Source organism: Azohydromonas aeria (assembly GCF_009760915.1).
Lineage (GTDB): Bacteria > Pseudomonadota > Gammaproteobacteria > Burkholderiales > Burkholderiaceae_C > Azohydromonas > Azohydromonas aeria.
On record NZ_VIDQ01000005.1, the window covers coordinates 86,975 to 98,623 of the forward strand.

The 11,649-nt window shown below is 73.8% G+C and carries 11 protein-coding genes; 8 read left to right on the top strand and 3 right to left on the bottom strand.

The genetic code is table 11. The annotated features are described in order from the left end of the window. Positions 1 to 74 precede the first annotated feature (74 nt). The 6 genes from FJ694_RS05105 (at position 75) to FJ694_RS05130 (ending at position 5,180) form a co-directional block, all read left to right on the top strand. Entirely contained in the window at positions 75 to 791 is a 717-nt protein-coding gene (locus tag FJ694_RS05105; RefSeq protein ID WP_157264876.1) for a hypothetical protein, read from the top strand. After that, positions 788 to 1,138 (top strand): HPr-rel-A system PqqD family peptide chaperone, encoded by a 351-nt coding sequence (locus FJ694_RS05110; protein ID WP_157264878.1) that lies wholly within the window; start codon positions 788 to 790, stop codon positions 1,136 to 1,138. The genes FJ694_RS05105 and FJ694_RS05110 overlap by 4 nt, the downstream gene beginning before the upstream one ends. Further along, the gene (locus tag FJ694_RS05115) at positions 1,135 to 2,055 is read left to right on the top strand and encodes an HprK-related kinase A (protein WP_157264880.1); all 921 of its coding nucleotides are present in this window, start codon (positions 1,135 to 1,137) and stop codon (positions 2,053 to 2,055) included. Before FJ694_RS05110 ends, FJ694_RS05115 begins: the two co-directional genes overlap by 4 nt. Then, complete coding sequence (locus tag FJ694_RS05120) at positions 2,052 to 3,188, top strand: nucleotidyltransferase domain-containing protein (RefSeq protein WP_198320721.1); 1,137 nt, start codon at positions 2,052 to 2,054, stop codon at positions 3,186 to 3,188. Before FJ694_RS05115 ends, FJ694_RS05120 begins: the two co-directional genes overlap by 4 nt. Before the next feature lie 227 nt (positions 3,189 to 3,415). Further along, entirely contained in the window at positions 3,416 to 3,625 is a 210-nt protein-coding gene (locus FJ694_RS05125; protein WP_157264882.1) for a hypothetical protein, read from the top strand. 394 nt (positions 3,626 to 4,019) lie between these two features. Next, complete coding sequence (locus FJ694_RS05130; RefSeq protein WP_157264884.1) at positions 4,020 to 5,180, top strand: right-handed parallel beta-helix repeat-containing protein; 1,161 nt, start codon at positions 4,020 to 4,022, stop codon at positions 5,178 to 5,180. Between the two features lie 16 nt (positions 5,181 to 5,196). Here the strand turns inward: FJ694_RS05130 and FJ694_RS05135 are convergent, their stop codons facing one another. The 3 genes from FJ694_RS05135 to FJ694_RS05145 are packed head-to-tail and all read right to left on the bottom strand — an operon-like array spanning position 5,197 to position 10,172. Then, the gene (locus tag FJ694_RS05135; protein WP_157264886.1) at positions 5,197 to 7,248 is read right to left on the bottom strand and encodes a hypothetical protein; all 2,052 of its coding nucleotides are present in this window, start codon (positions 7,246 to 7,248) and stop codon (positions 5,197 to 5,199) included. Between the two features lie 40 nt (positions 7,249 to 7,288). Next, positions 7,289 to 8,521, bottom strand: coding sequence for a pyridoxal-dependent decarboxylase, exosortase A system-associated (locus FJ694_RS05140; protein WP_198320722.1), 1,233 nt, complete (start codon positions 8,519 to 8,521; stop codon positions 7,289 to 7,291). 43 nt (positions 8,522 to 8,564) lie between these two features. Further along, a complete protein-coding gene (locus FJ694_RS05145) occupies positions 8,565 to 10,172 on the bottom strand; it encodes an acyl-CoA ligase (AMP-forming), exosortase A system-associated (RefSeq protein WP_157264888.1) in 1,608 nt (535 codons plus the stop codon). 305 nt (positions 10,173 to 10,477) lie between these two features. On the opposite strand from FJ694_RS05145, the gene FJ694_RS05150 reads away from it, so the two are divergent. Beyond that, positions 10,478 to 10,729, top strand: a complete 252-nt coding sequence (locus FJ694_RS05150; RefSeq protein WP_157264890.1) for an acyl carrier protein — start codon at positions 10,478 to 10,480, stop codon at positions 10,727 to 10,729. A gap of 34 nt (positions 10,730 to 10,763) precedes the next feature. After that, positions 10,764 to 11,594, top strand: a complete 831-nt coding sequence (locus FJ694_RS05155) for a hydrolase 2, exosortase A system-associated (protein WP_232539903.1) — start codon at positions 10,764 to 10,766, stop codon at positions 11,592 to 11,594. Positions 11,595 to 11,649: the final 55 nt, after the last annotated feature.

Sequence of the window (11,649 nt, forward strand, 5' to 3'; positions counted from 1 at the left end):
GCGCACAGTGCGCGGCGAGGAGTGGGCCAGGCGCGGTTGTTCGAGGGCTTGAAGCGGCTGGCCGAAGCACAGACATGGACCAGCACCGCAGCCAGCCCGACGACACGCCCCAGGAAAATACACGCACCGACGACGTCGAGGCACGCCGGCGCCTGCTGCGCCGCAGCCTTGGGCTCGCCGCGCCGGTGGCGCTGACGCTCGCCAGCGCGCCGGTCGCGGCGGGGGTGTGCAGGTCGGCCTCGGCCTTCGTCTCCGTCAATGCGCACTTGAGCCGGCAGCCGCAGGACACGGCAACCTGCCTGGGCGACCCTCCCGATGCCTGGGCTCGCCAGATCTCCAGCGGGTCTTACAGCTCCCTGGTCACCGCCACGTTCCAGGAAAAGCTGGGCGGCCTGCTGACCAGTCCCACGCGATTCAATATCGTCAATATCTACAAGGTGACGCAAAACAACAGGGTATTGGTGTCGAATCCGTCTGAATTGGCGAATGCAACGCGCAATTTCCAGATCCAGACCGAATACACAGCCAATCCCCGCACCGACGCCAGCAAGGTCACCCTGCTGGAAGTGCTCCTGAAGCAACCCTGGACCGTGGAGGCGTACATCGCCGCCGCCTGGCTCAACGCCACCTACAACCCGTCGGCGGTGGCCGTCCATCCCTTCAACAGCCCCGCCGCCATCAAGGACGTCTGGGCCAATATTCGCAACAACGTCGGCGAATACCGGCCCACGCAGGAAACCATTCTCGACAGCCGGAAAACGCTCGACTGGCTGGCGACCTCCTGGAAATGAGCGGCGCAACGGCAGCCGCCGTCCCGCTTTCCGAATCGAAGCGGCCCGGCAACCCGCCGCTGCGCTATGCCGTGCCTGCGGCGGCCCTGCGCTGGCGCTGCTGGGACGGGGAGATGGCCGTTTTCGACACCTGGACGGGCAGCACGCACTGGCTGTCCCACGCGGCCGCCGAGGTGCTGCGGGCGCTGCTGGAGCAGCCCGAGGCGCTGGACGCGGTGCGGCTGACGCAGGCACTGCTGCCCGGCGACGACGGTGCCGCGCCGCTGGACGAGGACGTTCACGCGCTGCAGTCCGTGCTCCAGGGCCTGGTCCGGCTGGGGCTGGTGCACGAGGACGCCGCGCCATGAGGCTCGACGCGCTGGACGCACGCGCCCTGCGCCGGCGGCTGCGCGGCCCGGGACTGCGGCTGCGCACCGGGCCGGTGCTCAACTGCATCCGCTCGCCGCTGGAGGCGGTGGCTGAAGGCATCGCGCTGCACTACGCCGCGCACCCGGTGGAGGACGATGCCTTCGCCGACTTCCACGTCAGCGTCGAGCGCCCGGCGGGACCGCGGCGCTGGTGGCGGCCGCAGGTGGTGTTCCGGCTCGATGGCGAGTCCTCCTTCAGCCCGCTGCCGGGCAACCAGGGCTTTCCCATCCTGGAATGGGGCCTGAACTGGTGCCTGACCGCGCTGCACCACCGCTTCCTGACGCTGCACGCGGCCGTGCTGGAGCGCGGCGGCCGGGCTCTGGTGCTGCCGGCGCCGTCGGGCTCGGGCAAGAGCACGCTGTGCGCCGCGCTGGCGCTGAACGGCTGGCGGCTGCTGTCCGACGAGCTGGCGCTCATCGACCCGGCCACCGGGCTGATCCACGCGCTGCCGCGCCCGGTGAGCCTGAAGAACGGCTCCATCGACCTCGTGCGCCGCTTCGCGCCCGAAGCCCGCTTCGGGCCGCCGGTGCACGAAACTGCCAAGGGCACCGTGGCCCACATGCGCCCGCCCGCCGCGGGCGTGGCGCGCGCCGCGGAGCCCGCGCGCCCGGGCTGGATCGTGCTGCCGCGCTACGTCGCCGGCCAGGACGCCCGCCTGGAGCCGCTGCCCAGGGCGCAGGCGCTGCGGCGGCTGGTCGAGAACGCCTTCAACTACAGCGTCCACGGCACCGCCGGCTTCGAGCGGCTGGCGCGCATGGTGGACGACAGCACCTGCCACGCCTTCAGCTACGAGCGGCTGCCCGAGGCGGTGGCGGCGTTCGACGCGCTGGCCGCCGCTGCCGTGCCCGGGGCATGACGGGCATGGCCGCCACGACACCCGTCCCCGCCGCCGCGGCGCAACTGCTGCCGTGGGCGCTGGCGCACCCCGAGGCGCTGCCGGCCCTGCCCGTGTCCGGCTGGGAACTGCTGCTGCGCCAGGCGCGCAGCGCCGGGCTGCACGCGCGGCTGGCGGCACGGCTGCAGGCGCTGTCGCTGCTGGAGGCGGTGCCCGCGGCGCCGCGCGCGCACCTGCACGGTGCGCTGCGGCTGGCGCAGGCGCAGCACGAGGAGGTGCTGCGCGAGGCGCGGGCGCTGCGCCGCGCGCTGGCGCCGCTGGGGCTGCCGCTGGTGCTGCTCAAGGGTGCGGCCTACGTTGCGGCCGATCTCCCGGCGGCCCAGGGACGGCTGTTCTCCGACATCGACATCCTGGTGCCGCGCGCGCGGCTCGACGAGGCCGAGCGGCAGCTGCAGCAACACGGCTGGCGCTTCGACCCGGGCCTGAGCGCCTACGACCAGTGCTACTACCGCGCCTGGACGCACGAGCTGCCGCCCCTGACCCACCGCAGCCGCGGCACCGTCGTGGACGTGCACCACGCGCTGCTGCAACCCACCGCGCGCGAGCGTCCCGACAGCGCGCTGCTGCTGGCCGCCGCGCGGCCCGCCGCGCTGGAGGGCGTGCAGGTGCTCGCCCCCGTGGACATGGTGCTGCATGCCGTGACGCACCTTTTTCGCAACGAGGAGTTCAGCCACGGACTGCGCGACCTCAGCGACATCGACGCGCTGCTGCGCCGCTTCGGCAGCGAGCCGGACTTCTGGAACGGGCTGCTGGAACGCGCGCGCGAGCTGCAACTGGCACGGCTGCTGCACCACGGGCTGCGCGCCGCGCGGCGCCTGCTGGATACGCCCGTGCCCGAAGACACCCTGAGCGCCGCCGCGGCCGCGGCGCCGGGCGCGGTGACGCAGGCGCTCATGGACGCGCTGTGGACACGCGCGCTGCGCGCACCGCTGCGTGACACCCGGCTGCCGCTGACCGGCGCGGCGCTGTGCCTGCTGTACTTGCGCGCGCACGCGCTGCGCATGCCGCCGGGCCTGCTGCTGCGCCACGCCTGGATCAAGACCCGGCTGCGCTGGCGTCCGGCGCCGGCCGCCGCCGCGGCCACACGGCCCTGAACCGCCCTGCCGCGGCCGCGCCGCCCCGGCGCGGCGGCTACATCCGGTAGCCGCGCAAGCTTCAAAGCTCCGGGAACATCGACTGCTGCACGTCCATCGACATGCTCGCGCGCCAGGCAGCCCGGCTGCCGGCGCGGTGCATGCCGGTGCCGGGAACGGCGCATTCGCGGCGTGAATCACAACGATGCGCAAGGCCTGGGCCGGGCGCACGCACGGGAGGATGGTCCATGGTGTCGGCTTGGTGGTTGCTGGTGGCCTTCTGGATCGGTGGCGTCCTGGGCCTGGTCCTGGGCGCGGTGGCCGCGTCGCTGCGGCGCAGCCGCCGCGACGACGCCGAGCAGGAAGAGATCCTGCAACGCTGGGCCGAGGAGCACGGCGATCCGCCCGCCCGGACCGGCCGGCCGACGCGGCACCACCGCGCCATGCCGCGCGGTTGATCGAGGGAAGCCGGGCTGACGGCTCCGCTCCGGCCCCAGCCCCCAGCCCGGTCGCCGGACTTGCCATTTGATTCAATTACCCGGCAAATCAATACGTTTGCGGAACATTTCTTATCAAGCCTTTTGCAAAACAAGGCATCCTGACACCGGAACAGGAATTCGGACCTGCTAGAGTCTGAAAATCACATGCCGCCGCACGCCATTCAAAATGGCATGCCTCCGGTCCGGCCATTTCTCGTCAAAGAGAATTTGCACCCAATGACCGGATTCATCGGCCCCGACAGGGCCGCATGAATTACCCCATTCAGCTTCCATTTTCGCCTCACCCAGGAGAGGAAAACCGGGCACCGGAGCCGACGGCATTTCTTGAAACCATTTTTATGGAGCAGGACTCATGAAAAGGCGACATTTGTTGCAGGCACTGGGCCTGGCAGGCGTGGTGCCTGCGCCCTGGGCACAGGCGCAGGCCGTGACGGGCACGGTGCACCGGCTGGAGCTCGGCATGTCGTTGCCGGCCCTGCTGGCGCAGGCGCGCAGCGGCGACGTCATCGAGGTCATGCCCGGCGTGCACCGGGCCCAGGCGGGCGTCGTCACGCAGGCGGTGCTCACCATCCGGGGCGTGGGCGGGACCCGCCCGGTATTCCAGGCCGACGGCGTGGCGGCCGAGGGCAAGGGCATCCTGGTCGTGCGCAGCGCCGAGGACGTGCGCATCCAGAACCTCGAGTTCCGGGGCACGCGCGTGCCCGACCGCAACGGCGCGGGCATCCGCTTCGAGACCGGCCATCTCACGGTCCAGAATTGCGCGTTTTTCGACAACCAGACCGGCATCCTCACCAACAACGATCCGGCGTCGGTGCTGGAAGTGCAGCGCTGCGAATTCGGCTTCGCCGCCGCGCCTTACCTGTCGCACCTGCTGTACGTCGGGCGAATCAGGCAGGTGCGGGTGCTGGGCAGTTACTTTCACGACGGGCTGATGGGCCATCTGCTGAAGTCGCGCGCTCAGTACACCATCGTCAGGCACTCGGTGCTGGTGGACGGCGCCAGCGGAGAGTCGTCCTACGAAGTGGACCTGCCCGAAGGCGGCCGGGCCTGGCTGGTGGGCAACGTCATCAGCCAGAACGCGCTGACGCAGAACCCGGCCATCGTGTCCTACGGCGAGGAAACCTCCAGCCTGGCCGAGCACGGCCTGTTCATGGCCCACAACACCATCGTCAACCAGCGCAGCACCGGCACCTTCGTGCGCGTGAGCCCGGCGCGGCTGGCCGCGGGGCTGGAGGCGCGCTTCGTCAACAACCTGCTGGTCGGCCCGGGCGAGCTGGCGACCGGCACGCTGGACTGGACCGCCGGCAACGTCCGCACCACGCTGGACTCGCTGCGCGACCCCGAGCGGCTCGACTTCCGGCTGGTGGCCCACTCGCCGCTGCGCGGCAGCGCCCGGGCTGCGGGCGTAGGCGGCGGGCGCACGCTGGCGCCCCTGGCCGAGTTCAGGCCGCCGGTGGGCTCGCGCCTGATCGTGCCCCCGGCCGCCTGGTCGCCCGGCGCGTACCAGTCCTGAAACAGGCCGGGCCGCTTCAGGCCCGGGCCGGCCGCGGCAGCAGCCAGGCCACCCAGGGCAGCAGCCACAGCAGCCAGGCCACGCGCGGCATGTCCATCACGCTGCTGATCAGGCCCACCAGCAGCGCGCCGCACAGCGCCGAGGCCAGGAACACGGCGGCCTCGGCCACCTCGTCGCGTGCCCGCACCCGGCACGCCAGCCGCCATAGCGCCCCGGCCGCCAGCGCCAGGAACAGCGCCAGCCCCGGCAGGCCGCGCTCGATGAGCAGCTCCAGGTACAGGTTGTCGATGTGCCAGGGCACGAAATGGCCCTGCGCCCGGGGCCACCAGTGCGCCAGCCCGGCGTCGAAGCCGCCGTTGGCCAGCAGCTGCTCGCCGCTGGCATGCAGCTGCGCCTGCTCCAGCAGCACCGTGCCGTCGAGCGCCGCCACCGTCAGCACGTGCGGGCGCGGCAGCACGGCGGCGGCGTCCAGCGGCTTGCCCTTGAGCGTCACCGTCAGCCATGCCGGCCGCGGCCCGGCCGGCACGCGCACGAACGACTGCTGGCAGCGGTCGTCGTACAGCAGCCACGCCTGGCAGACCTTGACCAGCAGCCACGCCGGCGCCTGCGCGCTCAGGCGCAGGTCGAGGCGGTGCGGCCCCGGATGCGGCGCCACGCGCTGCGTCAGCCCGTAGAGGGCGGAGGGGCCCGGCACGCCCAGGGCGTGCCCGTCCAGCCGCACGCCGCCGGGCTGCAGCCGCACCTGGCCGGAGAAGCCCGGATAGCCCGGCGCGGCGCCGTAGTGCGCGGGCAGCCGGCCCGTGCCCAGGCCCAGCAGCAGTCCGGCCGGCGCATCGAGCAGCGCCAGCCCGCGCTGCCAGTGCTCGATGCGCGCGCGCAGGTCCATGCCGCTGGCCTCGACGCGCTCGCGCATGAAGCTGCCGCCGCTGCCGAACACCGTCACCACCTCGGCCAGCAGTGCCACGGCCAGCGTCACCCCGGCCGCGGCGCGCCAGCCGATGCGCGTGAACCGCCATGCCGCCAGCGCCGCCAGCAGCCACAGGCCCAGCAGCAGGCCCACGCCCAGCGCGTCGAGCGTGCGCGCCGCCCAGGTCAGCGGCAGCGCGGCGGCCAGCGTCAGCCCGCCCGCCAGCAGCATCCCGCGCAGCGTGCCGTGGCGCACGCGCCAGGCCATCAGCCACGCCAGCGGCAGCAGCAGCGGCAGCCCCACCGCGCCGTACACGCCGCGAGAGTAGGTCGTGAGCGCCGCGTACAGCGTGCCCGTGGCCAGCAGCGCGGCGACGCACCACGGCAGCGGCCGGCGCAGCCGCCACAGCGCCCAGACGCAGAACGGCAGCGCCAGCGCCACGTAGGCGTCGATGGCCGCGCCGCCGACGTGCATGTCCCAGAACAGCGCCGTGGTGCGGTAGCTGCCGGTGAAGTTGAGCAGCCCGACGTGGGCGGCACGCTCCCACAGCACCGCGGCCACGAACAGCGCCGTGCCGGCCAGCATGCCGCTGCGCAGCCGCCACAGCGCGCCCGTGGCGTCGGCCTGCAGCACGCGGTGCAGCGCCGGCAGCAGCAGCAGCGCCCACAGCGCCGGCTTGGCCACGCGCCAAGCGTTGAGCGGCTCCAGGTAGGCGTCGAACCAGCCCGGCAAGCCGCCGGCGTCGAGCAGCCCGCGGCTCAGCGCCAGCAGGGTCCAGCCGCCCAGCGCCGCGGCCAGCAGCCGCACGCCCGCGGGCAGCGGTGGCGCCTGCTGCGGCCGGGCCGCCTGCCGCGCCTGCACGCCGGCGACGGTGGCCAGCAGCAGCAGGTCGAACTCGTCGAGGCCCACCCAGCCCGTCCAGGGCGCCAGGCTGGCCGCCGGCAGCAGCGCCGGCAGCAGCGCCAGCCAGGCCGTCGGAAAGGCGAAGCTCAGCGCGCCCCAGGCCAGCGCCAGCGCCAGGGCTGTGCCCGGCAGCAGCGGGTGGTGCAGCGCCAGCCACGCCGCCGCGGCGGCGCAGCCCAGCGCCACGGCCGCGGCCGGCACGGCGGCACGCCGGCGCTGCCCGGCACTCGCCACGGCCAGGGCAGGCGCAGCCTTCACGGCCGCCGCGCCGCGGACCTCCATGGATGCGGCCCGCACGCTAGACCAGCACTTCCGCGCAGGCCGGATGGCCCAGGAAACGCTGCGGGCTGGCGCTGGCGCCGTAGGCCCCGGACTGGAACACCACCACCAGGTCGCCCTCCTGCGCCACGGGCAGCGCCATGCGCTCGGCCAGCACGTCCAGCGGCGTGCACAGCGGGCCCACCACGGAGACGACCTCGGTGTCTGCCGCGTCCATGCGCGTGCCGATGGCCACGGGATAGTTCTTGCGCAGCACCTGGCCGAAGTTGCCCGAGGCCGCGAGGTGGTGGTGCAGCCCGCCGTCGGTGACCAGGAACACCTGCCCGCGCGAGACCTTGCGGTCGAGCACGCGCGCGACGTAGATGCCGGCCTCGCCCACCAGGTAGCGGCCCAGCTCCAGCACGAGCGCGGCCTGCGGCAGCTCGCGCGCCGCGCGCTCGCAGAGCCGATGCAGGTTGGCGCCGATGGGCGCTAGGTCGAGCCGCTGCTCGCCGGGGAAGTACGGGATGCCGAAGCCGCCGCCCAGGTTCAGGCAGCGCACCGGAGACGGCGCGTGCTCGGCCAGGCGCAGCGCCAGCTCGTAGGAGCGCAGCTGCGCCTCGCAGATCGCGTCGGCGCGCAGGCTCTGCGAGCCGGCGAAAAGATGGAAGCCCTCGAAGGCCAGGCCGTCCTGGCGCAGCTGCGCCATGAGCGCCGGCAGCGCCTCGGCATCGATGCCGAAGGGCTTGGCGCCGCCGCCCATGCGCATGCCCGAGCCCTTGAGCTCGAAGTCGGGGTTCACGCGCAGCGCCACGCGCGCGGGCCGGCCCAGCGCCTGCGCGATGCCGGCCAGCAGCCGCAGCTCGCGTGCGGACTCGACGTTGACGAGCACGCCCGCGGCCACGGCCTGCTGCAGCTCGGCCTCGCGCTTGCCCGGGCCGGCGAAGCTGACCTCGCGCGGGTCGGCGCCGGCATCCAGCGCCACCTGCAGCTCGCCGGCGGAGGCCACGTCGATGCCGTCCACCAGTTGCGCCATCAACCCCACCAGCGCCGGCATCGGGTTGGCCTTCATGGCGTAGTGCAGCTTCACGGCCGCGGGCAGCGCCGCGCGCAGCTCGGCCGCGCGCGCGCGCAGCAGGCCGCGGTCGTAGGCATGGAAGGGCGTGCGGCCGACGCGCTCGGCCAGCAGCCGCAGCGGCTGGCCGTTGACCAGCAGCTCGCCGCCGCGCTGGGCGAACTGCGGCATCGGGGCGTGGGAAGGAAGTGGGGTCATCGGGTGTGTGGTGTCTGAAGGCACGGCGCCGCGGCCGCCATGACTAGGGCTGCGGCCGGCGCTGCGCCCAGGCCGTGGACAGCGCCTTGCGGTCGATCTTGCCGTTGGCATTGCGCGGCAGCGGGCCGAGGGCGGCTTCCACGCCGGCGGGCACCATGTAGGCGGGCATGCGCACGCGGCACTCGGCCAGCAGCGCCGCCACGTCCAGCGCGGCGGCGCCCTCGGGCGCAGTGGCGACGACCTGGATCGCCTGCCCCAGCACCGGGTGCTCCACGCCGAAGGCCGCGCACTCGCCCACCCGGCCCGTGGCGTAGAGCACCTCCTCCACCTCGGTCGGGCTGACGCGGTAGCCGCTGGTCTTGATCATCTCGTCGCGGCGGCCGACGAAGTAGAGGAAGCCCTCGGCGTCGCGGCGCACCGTGTCGCCGGAGTACACGGCGATCTCGGGCAGCGGCAGCGCGCCCTCGCGCCCGGCCACGCCCGCGGGCAGCGGCCGGTAGCGCTCGGCGGTCCTTTCGGGATCGTTCCAGTAGCCCAGGCCCACCAGCGCGCCGCGGTGCACCAGCTCGCCGGGCTCGTCCGCGGCGCACTCGCTGCCGTCCTCGCGCAGCACCAGGATCTCGGCGTTGGGAATGGCGCGCCCGATCGAGTCCGGGCGGCGGTCCACCTCCTCTGGCGGCAGGACCGTGGAGCGGAACGCCTCGGTCAGGCCATACATCAGGAACGGCTTCGAGTGCGGCGCGCACGCGCGCAGCAGCGCCAGCGTCTGGCGCGGCAGCCGCCCGCCGGTGTTGGCGAAATAGCGCAGGTGCTGCCGCACCGCCGCGGGCCATTCCAGCGCCGCGAGCTGGATGTAGAGCGGGGGCACGGCGGTCAGCCCCGTGACCCGCTCGCGCTCCATGCAGCGCAGCACGTCGCGCGGCAGCAGCCAGTTCAGCAGCACCACGCGCGCGCCGGCATGGAACGCGGTGGTGAGCTGGCTGAAGCCGGCATCGAAGGACAGCGGCAGCGCCGCCAGCAGCGTGTCCCCGGGATGGTTCTCCAGGTACGAGGCCACGCTCTGCGCGCCCGCGACCAGGTTGCGGTGCGACAGCACCACGCCCTTGGGCCGCCCGGTGCTGCCGGATGTGTAGAGGATGGCCGCCATGTCGGCGTCGATGACGCGGTGCCCGGCGCGCGCGGGCGCGGCGAGCAACTCATCCCAGGTGGACAGCGCCAGCCCCGGCGGCAGCGCCAGGCCCGCCGGAGGCGCGCCAGTGAGCACGACGTGGCGCAGCGCCGGGCAGCCGCCCAGCACCTCCAGCAGCAGCGGCAGCCGCTCGGGCGAGGTCACGAGCACGCGCACGCCGCAGTCGGCCAGGATGAAGGCGACCTGCGCCGGCTTGAGCAGCGGGTTCAGCGGCACGAACACGCCGCCGGCCGCCGCCGCGCCGAAGCTCGCCGCCACGGTCTCGAAGCGCTTTTCCAGCCAGAGGCCCACCCGCTCGGCGCGCTGCAGCCCCAGCCCCAGCAGCCCCGCGGCGAAGCCCTGCACCCGGGACTGCAGCTGCGCGTAGCTCAGGGTCTGGCCCGCGCAGCTCAGGGCCGGGGCCTCGGGCGCGCGGTGGGCCGCGCGGGCGATCAGGTCGAACAACAAGGTGACGGCGGACATGGGGGAGAAATCGTGCCGGGCGGTACCGGCGCCGGGCTGGCCGGCAGCCGGCGCGCCGGGGCGCTTCAGCGAAAAACTGCGCAGTATCCCAGCATGCTTCCGGAGTTCAAGGTTCGAAACAGTGCAAAATTCAACCTGGGAATGGGTGCTGAACGGCTCCGCGTTCGCGGGAGCGATACCGGCGAGCCCCGTCAGCCCCGTGCCGTCACGTCCGCGCCCGCAGGGCCCGGCACCCTCCGGCGCAGCAGCCCTCCTGCCGCCGCCGGCCATGGAACAACCCTGACCCATCGAAGGAAACACCGCGCATGAACACGCCTCAGCAAGTGCTTGCCCTGCTCGACGAGATGTTGGGCCTGGGCGGTCGGGCCGCCGCGTTCACGCGCGACACGGCGCTGCTGGGCGCCCTGCCCGAGCTGGACTCGATGGGCGTGGTGGCGCTGCTGGGCGGGCTGGAGGAGCGCTTCGGTCTGGTGGTGGACGACGACGACATCAGCGGCGACACCTTCGCCACCGTCGGCACGCTGATCGACTTCGTCAGCGCCCGCGTCCCGGCCTGAGATCCCCGGGACGAGGCTCTGGCCGGTGCTGCGCGTGAAAGCACGACCGTTCTTCCTGGGCAGCGGTGCCGGGCAGCGCTGGGCGTGCTTCCACGAGGCGCAGAGCGCCGCCCCGCACGCGCTGGTGCTGTACCTGCACCCGCTGGCCGAGGAGATGAACAAGGCGCGCCGCATGGCGGCACTGCAGTCGCGCGCGCTGGCCGAGGCCGGCTGCGCCGTGCTGCAGCTCGACCTGCACGGCTGCGGCGACAGCGCCGGCGACTTCGCCGACGCGTCGTGGCGCGGCTGGACCGGCGACGCGCTGGCCGGCGCGCGCTGGTTGCGCGGGCAACACCCCGGCGCGCCGCTGTGGCTGTGGGGCCTGCGCACGGGCGGCCTGCTGGCCGCCGCGGCGGCGCGCGAGATCGACGAGCCGTGCAACCTGCTGCTGTGGCAGCCGCCGCCGTCAGGCGAGCTGGCGCTGCGGCAGTTCCTGCGGCTGCGCCTGGCCGCGGCGCTGGGCGAGGGTTCCTCGGCGGAACTGATGAAGGCGCTGCGCCGCCAGCTGGCCGAGGGCCAGGCGGTGGAGGTGGCGGGCTACGGCCTGTCGCCGGCACTGGCCGACGGGCTGCAGCAGGCCACGCTGGCGCCGCCGCCGCGCGCCGCGCGGCTGGCCTGGCTGGAGACGGGTGCGCAGGCCGCCCCGGAAGCGGCGCTGGCGCCCGCGGCGCTGGAGCTGCTGTCGCGCTGGCGCCAGGCCGGCTGGCAGGTGCAGGCCCGGCGCGTGCCGGGCCCGGCCTTCTGGCAGACCGCCGAGGTCGAGACCGCCCCGGCGCTGCTGCAGGCCACGCTGGACGTGTTCTCGCGCGAGGGCGTGTCCGCATGAGTGCCCCCGCACGGCCGCTGCGAAGGGGGCGCTCCGTCCCGCTCGGCGGGACCGC